This is a genomic window from Azospirillum brasilense (assembly GCF_003349955.1).
Classification (GTDB): domain Bacteria; phylum Pseudomonadota; class Alphaproteobacteria; order Azospirillales; family Azospirillaceae; genus Azospirillum; species Azospirillum brasilense_B.
Genome location: NZ_QLKQ01000032.1, coordinates 24,515 through 42,791 on the forward strand (window position 1 = coordinate 24,515; position 18,277 = coordinate 42,791).

Sequence of the window (18,277 nt, forward strand, 5' to 3'; positions counted from 1 at the left end):
AACCACCGCCGATAACGGTGGCTTTGGTTGACACACGGGGGGAGGGGGCCATGACCCCGCTGCAACGGCAACTCGACAGGCTCAACGAAATCGAAGGGCTGGCGCGGCTCGGCTACGCCGCGCGCGGCCTCGTCTATCTGATCGTCGGCTGGTTCGCCGTCACGGCGGCCTATGGCAGCAACCGGCCGACCGACACCAAGGGCGCGCTGGTCGAGCTGTTCCAGCACCCCTTCGGCTCGGTCCTGCTGGCGCTGACCGCGCTCGGTCTGGCCGGCTACGCGCTGTGGCGGGTCATGCAGGCGGTGCTGGACGTCGACCATCTCGGAACCTCCCCCAAGGGTCTGGTGGTCCGCGCCGGCTTCATCGTCGCCGGGGTGATCCACGCCGGTCTGGCGGTCTTCGCCATCAAGCTGCTGGCCGGGCAGGGCGGCGGGCGTGGCGATGGCGAGGCGGCGGCGCACGACTGGACGGCGTGGCTGCTCGCCCAGCCGATGGGCCGCGTCCTGGTGGCCGCGGTCGGGGCCGCCATCATCGGCACGGCCGTCGCCCACGCCATCAAAGCCTACAAGGCCAGCTTCCGCCGTGAGCTGGACGCCGACCCGGACACCATGAAGGTGATCTGCCCGATCGGCCGCTTCGGCTTCGCCGCCAAGGGGCTGGTCTTCGCGGTGGTCGGCAGCTTCTTCCTGGTGGCGGCTTGGCAGTCGGACTCGTCGGAGTCCGGCGGGCTGCTCAAGGCGCTGCAGTTCCTCCAGCAGCAGCCCTACGGCCCCTGGCTGCTCGGGGTGGTGGCCGCCGGGCTGTTCGCCTTCGGCGCCTTCAGCGTCGTCCAAGCCGTCTACTGCCGCATCGACGGCGAAGCGGCGGAGCGGCAGATCCGCGCCATGGTGTGAGCGAAAAGAACCGGACCAAAAGAAAAGGGCGCCGGTGAAGTCCCCTCTCCCCTCTGGGGAGAGGGTCAGGGTGAGGGGGTTGCGCTTTTGCCGGACATACCGTCATCGGCAATCCCCTCACCGCCCGCGTTGCGGGCACCCTCTCCCCAGAGGGGCGAGGGCTACAAGTCCTATCCAGGCCACTGTTTCACGTGGATCGTCGTGCCTCTTGGGTGATCACCCCTTGGTGATCATCGGACCGAGGCGGCGGCCGGCGAAGACGTGGATGTGCAGGTGCGGAACCTCCTGGTTCGCGTCCTCGCCGCAGTTGGACAGGATGCGGTAACCGGGCTCGGCGGCGCCGGCGCCGCGCGCCACCTCGCCGACCGCGCGGAACAGGCCGGCGATCTCCGCTTCGGTCGCGCGGGCGCTGAAATCGTCCATATCGACGTAGGCGCCCTTCGGGATCACCAGGATGTGCGTCGGGGCCTGCGGGTTGATGTCGTGGAAGGCCAGCGCGTGCTCGGTCTCCAGGACCTTCTTGCACGGGATCTCGCCGCGCAGGATGCGGGCGAAGACGTTGTTCGGATCGTAGGTCTTGGCCATCGCGTCGTTTCCCCTTCCGCCTTGCTCTCGTTAAGCTTTGCGCGCGTTCTTTTCGGCGATGCCGCTGGTGCCCTCGCGCTGGGCCAGCTTCTCCCAGACCTCGGCGGGCTCCAGCCCGGCGTCGGCCCACAGCACCATCAGGTGATAGAGCAGGTCCGCCGATTCCGAGGCCATGGCCGCCTTGTCGCCGCGCACCGCCTCGATGACCGTCTCCACCGCCTCCTCGCCGACCTTCTGGGCGATCTTGGCGGTGCCGCGGTGGAACAGCTTGGCGGTGTAGGAGGTCTCCGGATCGGCGCCCTTGCGCGCCTGGACGGTGGCGTAGAGCCGGTCCAGCACCGCGGCCGTGGCGGCGGCCCTATCGCCAGATATCGTATCCTCAGCCATGCGCGGCCTCCCTCACACGGGCCGGGCGCACCGGGATGCCGGCGTCGGCGAGCGCCGCCTTGGCCTGCCCGATGGTGTAGGTGCCGAAATGGAAGATGGAGGCCGCCAGCACCGCCGTGGCGTGGCCCTCGCGGATGCCCTCCACCAGATGGTCCAGCGTGCCGACGCCGCCCGACGCGATGACCGGGATGCGCAGCCCGTCGGCCACCTTGCGGGTCAAGGCGAGGTCGAAGCCGCTCTTGGTGCCGTCGCGGTCCATCGAGGTCAGCAGGATCTCGCCGGCGCCGTAGGACTCCATGCGCTTGGCCCACTCGATGGCGTCGATGCCCGTCGCCTTGCGCCCGCCGTGGGTGAAGATCTCCCAGCGGCCGGGCTCGACCTGCTTGGCGTCGATGGCGACGACGATGCACTGCGCGCCGAACTTCTCCGCCGCCTCCTGCACGAACTCCGGACGGTGAATGGCCGCGGTGTTGATCGACACCTTGTCGGCGCCGGCCAGCAGCAGCTTGCGGATGTCCTCGACCGTGCGCACGCCGCCGCCGACGGTCAGCGGCATGAACACCTGCTCGGCGGTGCGGCGCACCACGTCGTAGATGGTGTCGCGGTTCTCGTGGCTGGCCGTGATGTCGAGGAAGGTCAGCTCGTCCGCCCCCTCCCGGTCATAGACGCGGGCCTGCTCCACGGGATCGCCGGCGTCGATCAGATCGACGAAGTTGACCCCCTTGACGACCCGCCCGTCCTTGACGTCCAGGCAGGGGATGACGCGCATCTTGAGCATCAGCCGGCCTTTCCGGTGACAGGGGCGGGGGAGAGCAGGTCGAGCGCCGTCTTCGGGTCGATGCGCCCGTCGTAGAGCGCGCGGCCGCAGATGACCCCCTGGATGCCGGTGTCCTCCTCTTTCTTCAACGCGATAAGGTCGTCGATGGAGGAGACGCCGCCCGACGCGATCACCGGGGTGGTCAGGTGGAAGGCGAGGTCGGAGGTCGCCTCGACGTTCACGCCGCCCATGGCGCCGTCGCGGTTGATGTCGGTGTAGATGATCGCCGCGACGCCGCTGTCTTCGAACTTCAGCGCCAGATCCAGCGCCTTGATGGTCGAGGTCTCGGCCCAGCCGGCGACGGCCACGTAACCCTCGCGCGCGTCGATGCCGACGGCGACCTTGCCAGGGAACTCCTTGCAGGCTTCACGGACCAGTTCCGGCTCGCGCAGGGCGACGGTGCCGAGGATGACCCGGCTGACGCCCTTCTCCAGCCACATGCCGATGGTCTTCAGGTCGCGGATGCCGCCGCCCAGCTGCACCGGGATGGTCACGGCGCCCAGGATGCTCTCGACCGCCTTGCCGTTGACCGGCTTGCCCTCGAAGGCGCCGTTCAGATCGACCAGATGCAGCCATTCGAAGCCCTGGCTTTCGAACAGGCGGGCCTGGTCGGCGGGTTCGGTGTTGAAGACGGTCGCCTGGCTCATCTCGCCGCGCAGCAGCCGAACGCAGGCACCGTCTTTGAGGTCGATGGCGGGATAGATGATCATCGCGGTGTCTCGTCCTATGGCGTGTCGTGGAGCGTGTCGGGGGTGAGGTCTTTCACATAGAAATGTCCGGCCAGCCTGTTGCCGTCCACCAGCGCATAGAAGGGATGCGTGCCCCAGCGGCGGAAGCCGAGGTCCTCGTAGAGGGCGATGGCCGCGGTCTGCGTCTCGCGCACGTCGAGGTTCAGCACGCGGAAGCCGGAGGCCCGCGCCTCCTCCTCGACCGCCACGGTCAGACGGCGGGCAAGGCCATGGCCGCGTGCCCAGGGGGCGACGAAGCTGGTGGTCAGGGTGGCGGCGTGGGCCTGCGCCTCGTTGTTGCGGGCCGGCTTGACGAGCTGGGCGGAGCCGGCGATGACGCCGTCCAGCCGGCCGACGAACAGGATGCGCTCCGGAACCACCAGAACGCCCTTCCAGTAGCGTTCCATGATCTCGCGGGGGGGCGGCGCCACCCAGCCGAAGCCGCCGCCGGCCTTGACGGCGTCGTCGGCGGCGTCGCACAGGTCATGCAGGTCGCCCGTCTTCAGCGTGTCGATGCGTTCGACCGTGACGTCGGTCATCGTCAGACCCGCCAGGTCAGGAAGTTGGCGACCAGGGCGAGCCCGGTCTCCTGGCTCTTTTCCGGGTGGAACTGGGTGCCGACCAGATTGTCGCGCCCGACCACCGCGGCGAAGGGCCCGCCGTAATCGGCGCTGGCGATCACGTCCTCCGGCCGCTCCACGGCGAAGCGGTAGGAGTGGACGAAATAGGCGTGCGCCCGCTCCGGCAGGCCGGCCAGCACGGGATGCTCCCGGCGCACGTCCAGCTCGTTCCAGCCCATGTGCGGGATCTTCAGCGTCGGGTCGGCCGGCTCCAGCTTCACCACCTCGCCCTTGATCCAGCCCAGCCCCTCGGTCACGCCGTACTCGCGCCCGCGCTCCGCCATCAGCTGCATGCCGACGCAGATGCCCAGGAAGGGGCGGCCCTTGCCGTGCACCACCTCGTCCAGCGCGTCGAGCATGCCGGGGACCTCCGACAGGCCGCGCTTGCAGTCGGCGAAGGCGCCCACGCCCGGCAGGACGACGCGGTCGGCCTTGCGCACGGCGTCGGCGTCGGAGGTCACCAGGACCTGGAAGGAGGCGTGACACCCCGCCGCCGCGCGCTCCAGAGCCTTGGCGGCGGAACGCAGGTTGCCGGAGCCGTAATCGATCAGCGCAACGGTTTCCATGAAACGAGGACCTTGTGACAGAGCGCCGGCCTTGTGGAAGCCGCCGGTTTTTTTAGAGGGAGCCGCCCAGCGTCCCCTTGGTGGAGGGCACGGCGTCGCGCTTGCGCGGGTCGATGTCAATCCCGGCCCGCAGCGCGCGGGCAAGCGCCTTGTAGCAGCTTTCCACGATGTGGTGGTTGTTCTCGCCATAGAGGCATTCGACGTGCAGCGTCACGCCCGCGGCCATGGCGAAGGCCTGGAACCACTCGCGGAACAGCTCGGTGTCCATGTCGCCGATCTTGTCGCGGCTGAAGGACACCTTCCAGATCAGGTAGGGCCGGTTGGAGAAGTCCAGCGCGACGCGGGTCAGCGTCTCGTCCATCGGGATGTAGGCGTGGCCGTAGCGCTGGATGCCCTTGCGGTCGCCCAGCGCCTTCGCCACCGCCTGACCGATGGCGATGCCGCTGTCCTCGGTCGTGTGGTGGGCGTCGATGTGCAGGTCACCCTCCGCCGCCACCGACAGGTCCATCAGGCTGTGGCGCGACAGCTGCTCCAGCATGTGGTCGAGGAAGCCGACACCGGTCCTGACGTCATAGACGCCGGTGCCGTCCAGATTCACGGCGACCCGGATCCGGGTTTCGGTGGTGTTCCGCTCGATCGAGGCGCGGCGGACGCCATTGGCAAGGCTCTGGTCCATGAGTCCGGGTTTTATCAGGAAGCGCGCGGGCGCGCCAGTGGCGCAGCCTCCGAAAACGCCTATGACCGTCGGTCGCGATGCCGCATAATGCGTGTGCATGCGTGGTTGTGTGCACGCCTGACGCGCATAATGGGATATGTCACCGGACATGCCGACGACCGGACGCCTTCTCCTGGCCCTCGCCGCCCTTCTGGCGCTGGCCGCCTGCATGGGCGGGGACCTGCCGCAGACCCGCAAGGCGCCGCCGGTCGCCCGCGGCTCGACGGAGCCGGTCCGCTTCGACGGCCTGTCGCTCGGCTCCATGCGGCGGGGCATGGTCACGGGGCGCTATGTCTGGGCGCTGGAGTGCTGGCCGCCCTACGACGACGTCTATTGGACCAGCGGGCGCAGCCTGCACGAGAACTCGACCTTCCAGGAACGCTTCGCCGAGGTTCTGGCCGACGCCGGCTACGACGTGGCGGGAATCCAGGGCAGCGACTACGAGGCGGAGTTCGACCGCAAGCGCGCCCGCTACATCCTGCGCGGCGACCTGCGCGCGGTGAACAGCGACCTGTGCCGCCGCCGGAGCTGGCTGACGGGGGGCAGCGAGGGGGTGTCGGGCGTCGGCAGCCTGCGGGTGGATTGGGCGGTCTACGACGCCGTGACGGGGCGGCTGGTCCATCGCGTCACCACCACGGGGGTGGCCCGCAAGGACAGCGGCGTGCCGCAGGGCGACGTCCTGCTGATCGAGGAGGCCTTCGGCACGGCGGTGGAGGCGTTGGGCGCCGACCCCGGCTTCCGCGCCGCGGTGTCGCGGGGCGGGGCGATAGCGTCAAGTGGCCCCGCCATAGTGTCAAGTGGCCGGTGGGGAGTGTCAACCGCCCCGCTGGGAGCGTCAAGTGCGGCCCCGGTAGTGTCAAGTGGGGTGGCAGGAGTGTCAAGTGCCGCCCCGCATGTGTCAACTGGACCGCCCATAGTGTCAACCGCGGCGGTCGAAACCGCAACGGTCGATCCCGGCGGCGCCTCCGCCGGGCCGGCGCCATTCCTGGAGGAAACGCGTCCCCCGACCTTGATCCTGCGCATCGCCGACCCGCTCCAGGGCTACGCCGACGATCCCGCCGCCCGCGTGTCCGCCGCCACGGTTCGCGTCGGGCCGGAGGAGCGCAAGGGCCGGGGGATCGTTCTGGGGGAGCTGGACGGCCAGTCGCTTCTGCTGACGCTCGACGCCGGGCTGGACGCCACCGTCACGGTCGCGCCGTCCCGTGGGGTGTCGCTGGACGGAACGGTGACGGCGCGGGATGTCGCGGGCGGAATCGCCCTGGTCCGCGTGCCGGCCCGGCTGCGCGCGGCCCCGCTGCGTCTGGACGCCCCGGCGGTCAGCGAGCCGGTGACGGCGGTCCAGGGGCGGGGCGACGACACGGCATCCGGCATCCTGGCGGCGCGGCGCGCCGATCCGCAGGCGGCGCCGGGTGTGGAGGCCACGCTGCTCCAGGCCGACCTGACCGGACCGGACCCGGCGCCGGGCGACCCGCTGGTGGATGAGGCCGGCAACCTGCTGGGCATTGCCCGTTCCGGCCCGCCGCCGGGTGGCGGGCACGGCCTGTCCGCCTTCGTCCCGGTGACGGAGGCGCTGGCCCGGCTGGGGGTGGAGGTGACGCAGCTCGCCCCCCGGCCAATTCCATCCCGTGGGACACCGGCCCGTGACGGCAGGCTTGACGGGACCCGCCGTCCCCCCACATAGACCCGTGTTCCGATGTGCCTATGTCGGCCGGGTTCGCGCCGGGCCGTTCGGGCACGGGCGCCTCTTCCCTAGACCACGGTCCCGATGACTTCCCACGATCCCATCCAGTGGCACGGCACCACCATCCTCTCGGTCCGCAAGAACGGGCAGGTGGTCATTGCCGGCGACGGCCAGGTGTCCGTCGGCCAGACGGTCATGAAATCGAACGCCCGCAAGGTGCGCTGGCTCGCCGGCGGCACGGTGATGGGCGGCTTCGCCGGCGCCACCGCCGACGCGCTGACCCTGTTCGAGCGGCTGGAGACCAAGCTGGAGAAGCACCCCGGCCAGCTGCTGCGCGCCTGCGTGGAGATGGCCAAGGACTGGCGCACCGACCGCTACCTGCGCCGGCTGGAGGCCATGATGGCCGTGGCCGACCGCAACGTCAGCCTGATCCTGACCGGCAACGGCGACGTGCTGGAGCCGGAGGACGGCCTCATCGGCATCGGCTCCGGCGGCGCCTACGCCCTGTCGGCGGCGCGCGCGCTGGTCGACGTCGATGGTCTGGACGCGGAGGCCGTGGCCCGCAAGGCGATGAAGATCGCCGCCGGCATCTGCGTCTACACCAACGAGAACGTCACGCTCGAAAAGCTCTAACCCTCAGACCGGGTCCCACGCCATGTCCGCCCCCAGCACCGCTCCGAGCATCGCCGCCGCCACCGCCGCCTTCAGCCCGCGCGAGATCGTCTCCGAGCTCGACCGCTACATCGTCGGCCAGCACGAGGCCAAGCGCGCGGTCGCCATCGCGCTGCGCAACCGCTGGCGCCGCCAGCAGCTCCCCGAGGGGCTGCGCGAGGAGGTTCTGCCCAAGAACATCCTGATGATCGGCCCGACCGGCGTCGGCAAGACGGAGATCGCCCGCCGTCTGGCGAAGCTGGCCCAGGCGCCTTTCCTGAAGGTCGAGGCGACCAAGTTCACCGAGGTCGGCTATGTCGGCCGCGACGTCGAGCAGATCGTCCGCGACCTGGTGGAGGCCGCCATCGGCCTGACCAAGGAACGGCTGCGCAAGGAAGTGGCCGCCAAGGCCGAGCTGCGCGCCGAGGAGCGCGTGGTCGACGCCCTGTGTGGCGAGAACGCCAGCCCGGAGACGCGGCAGAAGTTCCGCAAGATGCTGCGCGAGGGCACGCTGAACGACCGCGAGATCGAAATCCAGGTGGCCGACACCGCCGGCGGCCTGCCGACCTTCGACATCCCCGGCATGCCGGGCGCCCAGATGGGCATGCTCAACCTGAACGACCTCTTCGGCAAGGCGATGGGCGGGCGCACCAAGTCCCGGCGCATGTCCGTGGCCGAGAGCTACACCGTTCTGATGGCGGAAGAGTCGGACAAGCTGCTGGACCAGGAAAAGGTCGTTTCGGAAGCGATCCAGGCGGTCGAGCAGAACGGTATTGTCTTCCTCGACGAGATCGACAAGATCTCCGCCCGCTCCGACTACAAGGGCGGCGCCGACGTCAGCCGCGAGGGTGTGCAGCGCGACCTCCTGCCGCTGATCGAGGGCACGACCGTCAGCACCAAGCATGGTGCTGTGAAGACCGACCACATCCTGTTCATCGCGTCGGGCGCCTTCCACCTGTCCAAGCCGTCGGACCTGCTGCCGGAGCTGCAGGGCCGCCTGCCGATCCGCGTCGAGCTGAAGGCGCTGGAGCGGGAGGATTTCCGCCGCATCCTGACCGAGCCGGAAGCCAGCCTGATCAAGCAGTACAAGGCGCTGCTGAAGACCGAGGAGGTCGATCTCGTCTTCACCGACGACGCCATCGACGAGCTTGCCCGCCTTGCCACCGAGATCAACGCGACGGTGGAGAACATCGGGGCGCGGCGCCTGCACACTGTCCTGGAACGGCTGCTGGAGGACATCAGCTTCACCGCCAGCGACAAGGCCGGCCAGACCGTCACCATCGACGCGGAAACCGTCCGCGCCCAGGTCGGCGGCCTCGCCAAGAACGCCGACCTGTCGAAGTTCATTCTGTAGGGCGCGCTGCGGCTATCGCATTGAAGTCCCCTCTCCCCTCTGGGGAGAGGGTTAGGGTGAGGGGGTTGCGCTTGTGCCGGACGTACCGACACGCGCAACCCCCTCACCGCCCGCTTCGCGGGCACCCTCTCCCCAGAGGGGAGAGGGTTATGGGAGTCCACCCGCCTTGATCGGCTTTCTTGATCGGCGGCCCGGCTGGCCTTAGGATGGCCGGCGTCTCACCACGGCAGGATGCGCAGACCAATGGATTTCAACCCGACCGCAACGTCCGTTCGTTTCGTCTTCGGGGAAATCCGCGTCCATGCCTGCTTCCATCACGCCGCCCGCCATCACTCTGGCGAACCTGTCCTGGTCCACGCCTGACGGGCGTTCCGTCCTATCCGACATCAGCCTGGGGTTCGGCCTTGAACGGACCGGGCTCGTCGGACGCAACGGCACCGGGAAATCGACTCTTCTCAAGCTGATGACGGGGGCGCTGCGCCCGCAATCCGGGACCGTGTCCGTCCGCGGCAGCCTGGGAATCCTGAATCAAAACCTGTCGGTGAGACCGGACGACACGGTCGCCGGTCTGTTCGGCGCGGCCGCCATGCTGGACCTGCTGCGCCGCGCCGAGCGGGGCGACGCGGACGCCGACGCGCTGGCCGAGGTGGATTGGACGCTGGAAGGCCGCATCCGCTCCGCGCTCGGCCGGGTGGGCCTGGAGGCGGAGCCCGAGACGCCGCTGACCCGGCTGTCGGGCGGGCAGCGCACGCGCGCCGCCCTGGCCGCGGCGATCTTTCCGGAGCCCGATGTCCTGCTGCTGGACGAGCCAACCAACGATCTCGACCGCGAGGGGCGGGAGGCGGTCGTCGGGTTGCTGGCCTCCTGGCGGGCCGGGGCGGTGGTGGTCAGCCACGACCGGGAGCTGCTCGACCGCATGGACGCCATCATCGAGCTGACCACCCTCGGCGCCACCCGCTACGGCGGAAACTGGAGCCAGTACCGCGCCGCCCGGGCGCTGGCCCTCGACGCCGCCCGCCATGATCTGGCGGACGCCGAGAAACGCGTGGCGGAGGCGGCCCAGACGGCGCAGGCCACCGCCGAACGCAAGGCGCGCAAGGACCGGGCGGGCCAGCGGAAGGCGGCGAAAGGCGACCTGCCGCGCATCCTCCTCGGCGGCCGGAAGGAGCGCAGCGAGGCCACCGGCGGCGACAACGCCCGCCGCGCCGCCCAGCGGAAGGCCGACGCGCTCGACGCCGTGGCCGGCGCCCGCGCGCGCATCGAAGTCCTTCAGCCGCTGTCGGTCGTGCTGCCGCCCACCGGCCTTCCGCCCGGCCGGACCGTGCTGACGCTCGACGCCGTCGCCGCCGGCTACGAAGCGGGACGGCCGGTCGTCCGCGACCTGTCCTTCACCATCACCGGGCCGGAGCGCGTCGCCGTCACCGGACCCAACGGGTCGGGCAAGACGACCCTGCTGGCGCTCGTCGCCGGCCATCGCGCCCCCTGGTCCGGGACGGTCCGCGTCGTTGCCGGCGCCGTCACGCTCGACCAGCGGGTGAGCCTTCTCGATCCGTCGGACACGATCCTGGACAATTTCCGGCGCCTCAACCCGCGGGAAGGGGAGAACGCCTGCCGGGCGTCGCTGGCCCGCTTCATGTTCCGCGCCGACGCCGCCTTGCAGCGCGTGTCGACCCTCAGCGGCGGCCAGACGCTGCGCGCCGGCCTCGCCTGCGTCCTCGGCGGCGCCGTTCCTCCGCCCCTGCTGATCCTGGACGAGCCGACCAACCACCTGGACATCGAGTCCATCGAAGCGGTGGAAGCCGGGCTGCGCGCCTATGACGGGGCGCTGCTGGTGGTCAGCCACGACGAGGCCTTCCTCGACGCCATCGGGCTCACGCGCCGGCTGGACCTCACCAATCGGTCAGGAAGCGGTCCTTCGGCAGGTGGATGACCACCGACGTGCCGGCGCCCTCCAGCGAGCGGATCTCCAGCCGGCCGCCGTGCCGTTCCACCAGCGACTTGGCGATGGACAGGCCCAGCCCGATGCCCTCGAACCGGCGGGCCAGCGAAGACTCGCCCTGGAAGAAGGGCTGGAAGACGGTTTCCAGACGGTCCTCCGGGATGCCGACGCCACTGTCGAACACCTCGGCCACCAGGGCGCCCGCGGAATCGACGCGGGCCGACACGCCGACGCGCCCGCCTTCCGGGGTGAACTTGATAGCGTTGGACAGGAGGTGCAGCAGCACCTGCTTCAGCGCCCGCGGGTCGGCGAGCAGAGGCGGCAACTCGCTGGCGATGTCGGCCTCGACGTGCAGCTTGCCGCGCTCCGCCCGCTTGGCGACCAGACGGACGCAGGACACCACCACGTCGCGGAAGTCGCACAGCGACTCCTCCAGATCGACCTGACCGGCCTCGATGGTGGCCATCTCCAGCAGGTCGTTGATGTTGGCCAGCAGCAGCTCGCCCGACCGTTTGATCTCCGCCGCGAAGTTGACGTACATGGGGTTTTCCAGCGACCCGAGCATCTGCTGGTGGATCACGTCGGCGAAGCCCAGGATGCCGTTCAGCGGCGTGCGCAGCTCGTGGCTCATGTTGGCGAGGAAGGCGGTCTTGGCGCGGTTGGCCAGCTCCGCCGCCTCCTTGGCCTCGATCAGCGCCTGCTCGGCGGCCTTGAAGGCGCTGAGGTCGCGCAGCATCGCGACGAAGACGTGGAATCCCGGCAGGTCGATCTCCGACAGGGACAGCCAGACGACCATGGCGGTGCCGTCCCGGCGCAGGACCGTCACCTCCCGCCCGACGCCGATGACCTGCCGAACCCCGGTCTCCCGATAGCGGCGCATGTGATCGCCGTGCTGCGCGGCCTCCTCCGGCGGCATCAGCACGGCGATGTGCCGGCCGGTCAGCTCGTCCGGGCTGTAGCCGAGAAGCAGCTCCGCCGCCTGGTTGGCGGCCAGGATGACGCCGCGGGCGTCCACGGTCAGGATCGTTTCGACCGCCTGTTCGACGATGGCGCGGTTGCGCGCCTCGCTGCGCTGAAGTTCCTCGTCGGCGGCTCGGGCGGTCGTCACGTCCTCCATCACCGCGGCCAGCGCCCGCACACGCCCATCGGGGCCGTGCAGGCAGGACGGGCGCATGGCGGCGCGCATCACGCCGCCGTCGGCGCGCAGGAAGCGCTTCTCGAAGGGGGCCGGCGCAATCTCGCCCCGCACCATCCGGCCGAAGCGCAGGCTTTCCCACGCCCAGTCCTCCGGATGGGTGAGGTCGGCCAGATGCCGTCCGGCCATGTCCGGCGGGCTGTAGCCCAGGCTGCGGGCGAAGGCGGGGTTGGCGGCCAGGATGCGCCCGTCCGGCGCGGCCACGATCATGCCGACCGACGCGCTGTCGAAGACGGAGCGGAACAGGGCGTCCGTAACGCCGTTCCCCGGCATGACGGACCCGACCTCGGCGGTCATACGATAATCCCGTCTGGTCAAGCCTGGATTCGGGGTATCCCGGATCGGATGGTAAGGGATTTGACGTGGTGAAAGCGAACGTGAAACGTCCGGTTGCCTATGACGAAGGTGCGACCGATTAACCCACAAGGCAAATCAGGGCGTTACGCGGCTTTCCCGTCCTACCGGCGGCGCGGAGCCGCCCGCCGGCGCACCGCCGCGCCGCCGCGGGCCGGCGCCTCGTCCAGCAGAAGGAGCAGCCGGTCCAGCGTTCCGTCGTCCAGGTCGTGGATGCGCTCCGCCAGACGGTTCGCCAGCTCGGTCGCCTTCGGGTTCAGTCCGGCGGTGTCCACCGTCACGCGCGGGTGCGACAGGGCGGCCAGCCGCTCCAGCTCCTCCGCCTCGTCCCAGATGATGCCGAAATAGGCGCAGATCTGCCGGACGAGCTGGGCGGAGGGCTGGCCCCGCTTGCCATGCTCCAGCGCCGACAGATAGGCCGAGGAGATGTGCAGGTCCGCCGCCATCTGCTTGAGCGTCACGCTCTTGCCCTCGCGCAGGGCGCGGACCCGTTCGCCGAAGGGTGTCATCGCGGCCCCGTCCTACCGATGATGATCGCGCCGCCGTTTGACGAGGACATACAGCGCTCCGTCGCCGCCGTGCCGGGGCTGCGCCGGGCGCACCGCCAGCACCATTGGGCGCAGGGCGGCGTCGGCCAGCCAGCGCGGCACCGACTGGCGCAGCACGCCGACCCCGCCGGTGTAGGTGCCCTTGCCGGTGATGACCAGCACGCAGCGCCGCCCCTCGTGCCAGGCGCGGCGGACGAAGCCGGACAGGGCGCCGTGGGCCTGGTCCTGGCTCATCCCGTGCAGGTCGATGCGCCCGTCGATCTCCATCTCGCCGCGCGCGAAGCGGTCGGCGGTGCGGCGGTCGATGTTGTCGAGGTTGCCGACCTTCAGCGGCGGCTGCGACGGACGCCCGCCCTTCGGCAGGCCGCCGCGCGGCGGCAGGGTGGGGGGTGGCGAGGCGGTGGTGGCGACCGGCTCCGGCTCGCCCGCGGGGGCGGCGGGAGGATCGGGCTCCGCGATGGTCCGGCCCGGCATCGGCTCCGCGTCGCGCATGGCGATCCGCCACAGCCGCCGTTCCTCGGTGGAGACCGAGCGGCGGCGGCTCACGACGGGGACCTCGGCGCGGCCCGTCCGGGCGCGCGGGTCGAAGGGCAGGGCGGGTCAAACACGGGTGAACACGGGTTCCGGCACGGACAACGCTCCGATAAACCCTTGAACACTCAGCCGTGTCAATCCTCCACCAGAAGAATGTGGAGGCGCCGCGGCCCGTGGGCGCCCAGCTCGATCCGCATCTCGATGTCGCCGGTCCGCGATGGCCCGGTGATGAAGTTGACGGTGCGGGGCAGGGCGCCGTTTGCGCCATCCTCCCCACCGGCGGCGCGCAGCCGGTCCCAGGCGTCCTCCATGGTGCCGACGATCTGGCCGCGCCGCAGCACGACGATGTGGGTGTCGGGCAGGAAGTTCAGCGTGGTCGGCCGCTCCGCCCCGGACAGCAGCATCAGCGTCCCGGTTTCCGCCACCCCGGCGAAGGCGCCGGTCAGCGACGCGCCGTCGCTGTCGCGGGCGCGCCCCTTGGTCACCGTCAGGGTCGGGCGCTGGTCCCAGGGGATGGGGTCCAGGGCGGCGTCCGGGGCGACGCGGACCTCGGCGGGCAGGTTCAGCCCGGCCAGATAGTCGGCCACCGCCCCCGGCACCTCGGCCATCCCGCCCAGAAGCTCGACGGTGGCGGACACCTCCGTCGCCATGGCGGCGAACAGCTCGACCTGCTCGTCGTGGGGACGCTGGGCGCGGGCCGGGATCAGGTTGCGCGGGTGGGTGGCGAGCCTCCGGCGCGCCTCCTCCGATCCCTCGGCGGAGTTCAGCGCCTTGCGGATGCCGCCCAAAATCTGGGCGCGGGCGGAGCCGGTGTCGGCCATGGTCAGCGCGTTCCCTTCTTCTCGGCAGCCTTCTTCTCGGCCCACATCTGCTGGAAGGTCCTGCCCTCCGGCGCCGGCATGTCGCGGTGCTGCGTCCAGCCTTGGGCCAGTGGCAGGCGGGCGAAGCGTCCCTTGCCGCGGCCCAGCATCCCCAGCGCCCGCGCCGCCATACGGGCGGCGGCGTGGTACAGCGCCGGGCGCCGGGCGAACCAGCCCCACAGGGCCAGCCCCCGGCGCATGGTGGCGGGCTGGAGATTCTGTTCGAACTCCTTCTCCCGCCAGTGGCGCATCATCTTGGGCAGGGGGATGCGCATCGGGCAGACCGCCTCGCACCGCCCGCAGAAGGTCGAGGCGTTGGGCAGGTGCCCGGCCTCCTTCACCCCCAGCAGGGCCGGTTGCATCACCGACCCGATCGGCCCCGGATAGACCCAGCCGTAGGCGTGGCCGCCGACCGAGCCGTAGACCGGGCAGTGGTTCATGCAGGCGCCGCAGCGGATGCAGCGCAGCACGTCCTGGAACTCGGTGCCGAGCAGCGCCGACCGCCCGTTGTCGAGCAGAACGACGTGGAATTCCTCCGGCCCGTCGAGGTCGCCGGGACGGCGCGGCCCGGTGGAGAAGGTGGTGTAGGCCGACGTCTCCTGGCCCGTCGCGGAGCGTGCCAGCAGGCGCAGCACAAGCGCCGCGTCCTCCAGCGTCGGCACCACCTTGTCGATGGTGGCGATCACCACATGGACGCGCGGCAGGATCTGGGTCAGGTCGCCGTTGCCCTCGTTGGTCACGATGACGGTCGAGCCGGTTTCCGCCACCATGATGTTGGCGCCGGTGATGCCGACGTCGGCCTGCTGGAACTTGCGGCGCAGCACCTGCCGCGCCTCGGCGATCAGCACCTTGGGCTCGTCCAGCACGCGGTCCGCCGGCAAGTCGGTGTGGGCCTGGCGGAAGGTGCCCTCCACGTCCGCCTTGGACAGGTGGAAGGCCGGGGCGATGATGTGGCTGGGCGGCTCGCGGCGGAGCTGGATGATGTATTCGCCGAGATCCGTCTCGATGGGGGTCAGGCCGTTGGCTTCCAAGTAGTCGTTGATCCCGATCTCCTCGGAGATCATCGACTTGCCCTTGGTGACGGTCTTCGCCCCGACCTTGCGGCAGATGCCCAGGATGGCGTCGCGCGCCTCCTGGTCGGTGCGGCACCAGTGGACATGGCCGCCCTGCTCGGTGACCTTGCCCTCGAAGGCCTCCAGATAGGTGTCGAGGTTGGCCAGGACATGGTTCTTCAGGTCGCGGCCCTGGTCGCGCAGCGCCTCGAACTCCGGCAGCCGGTCGGCGGCCTGCTTGCGGCGGTTGACGAAACCGGCCGGCGCGATGGCCAGGACCTTCTGAAGCCGCTCGTCGCTCAGCGCCTTGCGGGCGTTCTCGGGGAAGGCGTGGGTGGTCGGCTGCATGGCGTTATGCCCTCCCGCTTTTTATGGGCTCGCCGATGGGAGGGGTGTCGGTGACGCCGGCCAGCACCTCCGCGACGTGGCGGACGCGGACGGCGGAGCCCTCGCGCTTCAGCTTGCCGGCCATGTTCAGCAGGCAGCCCATGTCGCCGGCCAGCAGCGTGTCGGCCTTCGTCTCCTTGATGTCCGCCGTCTTGGCCTCGACCATGCGGTTGGAGATGTCCGGGTACTTGACGCAGAAGGTGCCGCCGAAGCCGCAGCAGACCTCCGCCCCCGGAAGCTCGTTCAGCGTCAGCCCCTCGACCTTGGCCAGCAGGCGGCGCGGCTGCTCCTTGACGCCCATCTCGCGCAGGCCGGAGCAGCTGTCGTGGTAGGTGATCGTGCCGTCGTAGCGCGCGCCGGTGTCCGTCACTCCCAGCACGTCGGTCAGGAAGGACACCAGCTCGTGCGTGCGCGCCGACAGGTGCCGGGCGCGCGCCGCCCAGGCCGGATCGTCGGCCAGAAGCTCCGGGTAATGCTTGCGGATCTGCCCGGCGCAGGAGCCGGAGGGGACGACCACATGGTCGAACCCCTCGAAGGCGGCGATGGTGCTGCGGGCGAGATCGCGGGCGGTGGCGCGGTCGCCGGCGTTGAAGGCGGGCTGGCCGCAGCAGGTCTGGGAGGCCGGCACCTCGACCGTGCAGCCGGCGTCCTCCAGCAGCTTCACCGCGGCGAAGCCGACCGTCGGGCGGTAGACATCGACGAGGCAGGTGACGAACAGCCCCACTCGGGGGGCGGGGCGCGTGTCGGCCATGATGTCCTTGCGTCTTCCTGGTGCTGATCCCCTGACGGTGGCGACTGTAGGTCCTCCCGCCGGGGATGGCAACGGGCCGGGCCGGCGGCGTCCGGTCGCGGTGCGCTGCTGGTCGAAGGGTCTCTGCACAACCAAAAGTAATAAAGGTCAAACATACAAAGGGCAAAACAAACAATGGGGCGGGCGTGCTTTCTGTTTCAAAAAGATGGAAAACGTTTTTACCAAAATGAAATCTAAATTCACATATCGTCCGTATACGAAATCAGGCCGACCAATCAGTTCGGTCGTGGGAATCGTCTGGAAGTTGTAGCGAACGTTGTGTGAGGGGGAGGGGCAAGTCCATGAGTCTGATGGGATTTTTCCGGGATGGGTCCAAGGGCGGCAACGGGCGCGGCGCTGAGCTGGCCGAGCTGACCGAAGCGCTCGACCTCTACGGCAACCACGCCGGCGTCGGCCTGTGGGACGCGGTGTTCCACAACGGCGACCCGGCGCATCCGCAGAGCCGCTGGACCTGGTCCGGCCAGTTCCGCCGTCTGCTCGGCTTCGAGGGCGAGCAGGACTTCCCGAACCTGATGACCTCCTGGTCGGACCGTCTCCACCCGGACGACAGCGCCCCGACCTTTGCCGCCTTCGGCGCCTTCCTGGCCGACGCCAGCGGCCGCACGCCCTTCAACGTGCGCTACCGCGTCAAGATGCGCGACGGCTCCTACCGCTGGTTCCGCGCCATCGGCGGCTGCCGGCGCAACGCGGCCGGCGTGGCGCTGCGCGCCTGCGGCTCGCTGATCGACGTCCAGGAGGAGGAGGAGATGCGCCAGCGCGCCGGCTCCCTCGCCGCCGACTTCGACGTGAAGGTCAGGAGCGTGGTGCAGGCGGTGTCCGGCAGCTCGGCCGACATGCAGGGCGTGTCGCGCCAGCTCGGCGCCCTGTCGGAACGGTCGACCCGCCAGAGCGCGGAGGCCGCCGCTGCCACCGCCCAGGCGGCGTCCAACGTCCAGGCGGTCGCCGCGGCGGCGGAGCAGCTCTCCGCCTCCATCGGGGAAATCGGCCAGCAGGTCGAGCGGTCGGTCGCCATCGCCCGCGAGGCGGTGTCGCGCACCGAACAGATCGGCGGCACCGCCGACAGCCTCGCCCAGTCGGCGCAGCTCATCGGCGACGTGGTGAAGCTGATTCAGGGCATCGCCGGCCAGACCAACCTGCTGGCGCTCAACGCCACCATCGAGGCCGCGCGGGCGGGCGAGGCGGGCAAGGGCTTCGCCGTGGTGGCGAGCGAGGTGAAGAGTCTCGCCAACCAGACCGCCAAGGCGACCGAGGACATCTCCGCCCAGATCGCCGGCATCCAGGCGGCGACCAACCAGACGATCGGCGCCATCCAGGGCATCGGCGAGACGATCCGGTCGATCAACGAGATCTCCACGACCATCGCATCGGCCGTGCAGGAGCAGGCGGCGGCGACCCAGGAGATCTCCAACAACGTCGCCCAGGCCGCCCGCGGCACCGACGAGATCGCCCGCAGCATCGAGGCGGTCAGCGTGGCGGCGAACGAGACGGCGCAGGCCTCCACCCTCGTCATCCGCTCCTCCTCCGACCTCTCGGGCCAGTCCGACAGCCTGAAGCATCAGGTCGAAACCTTCCTGCAGGCGCTGAAGGCGTCCTGACGGGC

19 protein-coding genes are annotated in these 18,277 nt (G+C 70.2%); 6 read left to right on the forward strand and 13 right to left on the reverse strand.

Features of this window, described 5'->3' with window-relative positions:
* Window positions 1-50 precede the first annotated feature (50 nt).
* On the forward strand, window positions 51-893 hold the full coding sequence (locus DXK32_RS15610; RefSeq protein ID WP_114859348.1) for a DUF1206 domain-containing protein: 843 nt from the start codon (window positions 51-53) through the stop codon (window positions 891-893).
* 216 nt (window positions 894-1,109) lie between these two features.
* Here the strand turns inward: DXK32_RS15610 and DXK32_RS15615 are convergent, their stop codons facing one another.
* From DXK32_RS15615 to hisB, 7 genes are read right to left on the reverse strand one after another with little or no spacing between them, the layout of a single operon-like run.
* Complete coding sequence (locus DXK32_RS15615) at window positions 1,110-1,478, reverse strand: histidine triad nucleotide-binding protein (RefSeq protein WP_014238910.1); 369 nt, start codon at window positions 1,476-1,478, stop codon at window positions 1,110-1,112.
* Between the two features lie 30 nt (window positions 1,479-1,508).
* Entirely contained in the window at window positions 1,509-1,865 is a 357-nt protein-coding gene (locus tag DXK32_RS15620) for a phosphoribosyl-ATP diphosphatase (protein ID WP_114859349.1), read from the reverse strand.
* Window positions 1,858-2,643: an imidazole glycerol phosphate synthase subunit HisF gene (hisF, locus tag DXK32_RS15625; RefSeq protein ID WP_114859350.1), complete on the reverse strand. Its 786-nt coding sequence runs from the start codon at window positions 2,641-2,643 to the stop codon at window positions 1,858-1,860. The genes DXK32_RS15620 and hisF overlap by 8 nt, the downstream gene beginning before the upstream one ends.
* Entirely contained in the window at window positions 2,643-3,392 is a 750-nt protein-coding gene (gene hisA / locus DXK32_RS15630; protein WP_114859351.1) for a 1-(5-phosphoribosyl)-5-[(5-phosphoribosylamino)methylideneamino]imidazole-4-carboxamide isomerase, read from the reverse strand. Before hisA ends, hisF begins: the two co-directional genes overlap by 1 nt.
* Before the next feature lie 14 nt (window positions 3,393-3,406).
* Window positions 3,407-3,949 carry a GNAT family N-acetyltransferase gene (locus tag DXK32_RS15635; protein ID WP_114859352.1) on the reverse strand — a complete coding sequence of 181 codons (543 nt, stop codon included), beginning with the start codon at window positions 3,947-3,949 and terminating at the stop codon, window positions 3,407-3,409.
* Between the two features lie 2 nt (window positions 3,950-3,951).
* Complete coding sequence (gene hisH, locus DXK32_RS15640) at window positions 3,952-4,596, reverse strand: imidazole glycerol phosphate synthase subunit HisH (protein WP_114859353.1); 645 nt, start codon at window positions 4,594-4,596, stop codon at window positions 3,952-3,954.
* 52 nt (window positions 4,597-4,648) lie between these two features.
* A complete protein-coding gene (gene hisB, locus DXK32_RS15645) occupies window positions 4,649-5,272 on the reverse strand; it encodes an imidazoleglycerol-phosphate dehydratase HisB (RefSeq protein ID WP_114859354.1) in 624 nt (207 codons plus the stop codon).
* A gap of 148 nt (window positions 5,273-5,420) precedes the next feature.
* On the opposite strand from hisB, the gene DXK32_RS15650 reads away from it, so the two are divergent.
* The 4 genes from DXK32_RS15650 to DXK32_RS15665 all read left to right on the forward strand — a co-directional run bounded on the left by DXK32_RS15650 (window position 5,421) and on the right by DXK32_RS15665 (window position 10,927).
* Window positions 5,421-6,992 carry a serine protease gene (locus tag DXK32_RS15650; protein ID WP_162801191.1) on the forward strand — a complete coding sequence of 524 codons (1,572 nt, stop codon included), beginning with the start codon at window positions 5,421-5,423 and terminating at the stop codon, window positions 6,990-6,992.
* An 84-nt stretch (window positions 6,993-7,076) separates the two neighbouring features.
* A complete protein-coding gene (gene hslV / locus DXK32_RS15655; RefSeq protein ID WP_014238902.1) occupies window positions 7,077-7,625 on the forward strand; it encodes an ATP-dependent protease subunit HslV in 549 nt (182 codons plus the stop codon).
* A 22-nt stretch (window positions 7,626-7,647) separates the two neighbouring features.
* Window positions 7,648-8,997, forward strand: a complete 1,350-nt coding sequence (gene hslU, locus DXK32_RS15660; protein ID WP_114859356.1) for an ATP-dependent protease ATPase subunit HslU — start codon at window positions 7,648-7,650, stop codon at window positions 8,995-8,997.
* A gap of 301 nt (window positions 8,998-9,298) precedes the next feature.
* Complete coding sequence (locus DXK32_RS15665) at window positions 9,299-10,927, forward strand: ABC-F family ATP-binding cassette domain-containing protein (protein WP_114859357.1); 1,629 nt, start codon at window positions 9,299-9,301, stop codon at window positions 10,925-10,927.
* Here DXK32_RS15665 and DXK32_RS15670 read toward each other — a convergent pair.
* The 6 genes from DXK32_RS15670 to DXK32_RS15695 all read right to left on the reverse strand — a co-directional run bounded on the left by DXK32_RS15670 (window position 10,887) and on the right by DXK32_RS15695 (window position 16,617).
* On the reverse strand, window positions 10,887-12,428 hold the full coding sequence (locus DXK32_RS15670; protein ID WP_114859358.1) for a PAS domain S-box protein: 1,542 nt from the start codon (window positions 12,426-12,428) through the stop codon (window positions 10,887-10,889). The two genes, DXK32_RS15665 and DXK32_RS15670, sit on opposite strands and share 41 nt — an antisense overlap.
* 161 nt (window positions 12,429-12,589) lie before the next feature.
* On the reverse strand, window positions 12,590-12,994 hold the full coding sequence (locus DXK32_RS15675) for a helix-turn-helix domain-containing protein (RefSeq protein WP_114859359.1): 405 nt from the start codon (window positions 12,992-12,994) through the stop codon (window positions 12,590-12,592).
* Between the two features lie 12 nt (window positions 12,995-13,006).
* Window positions 13,007-13,579 (reverse strand): Smr/MutS family protein, encoded by a 573-nt coding sequence (locus tag DXK32_RS15680; protein ID WP_114859360.1) that lies wholly within the window; start codon window positions 13,577-13,579, stop codon window positions 13,007-13,009.
* A gap of 122 nt (window positions 13,580-13,701) precedes the next feature.
* Entirely contained in the window at window positions 13,702-14,388 is a 687-nt protein-coding gene (locus DXK32_RS15685; RefSeq protein ID WP_114859361.1) for a LutC/YkgG family protein, read from the reverse strand.
* A gap of 2 nt (window positions 14,389-14,390) precedes the next feature.
* Window positions 14,391-15,827 carry a LutB/LldF family L-lactate oxidation iron-sulfur protein gene (locus tag DXK32_RS15690; protein ID WP_114859362.1) on the reverse strand — a complete coding sequence of 479 codons (1,437 nt, stop codon included), beginning with the start codon at window positions 15,825-15,827 and terminating at the stop codon, window positions 14,391-14,393.
* A 4-nt stretch (window positions 15,828-15,831) separates the two neighbouring features.
* Complete coding sequence (locus DXK32_RS15695; RefSeq protein WP_114859363.1) at window positions 15,832-16,617, reverse strand: (Fe-S)-binding protein; 786 nt, start codon at window positions 16,615-16,617, stop codon at window positions 15,832-15,834.
* A gap of 341 nt (window positions 16,618-16,958) precedes the next feature.
* Between DXK32_RS15695 and DXK32_RS33505 the strand changes: the two genes are divergently transcribed.
* Entirely contained in the window at window positions 16,959-18,272 is a 1,314-nt protein-coding gene (locus DXK32_RS33505; RefSeq protein WP_114859364.1) for a methyl-accepting chemotaxis protein, read from the forward strand.
* Window positions 18,273-18,277: the final 5 nt, after the last annotated feature.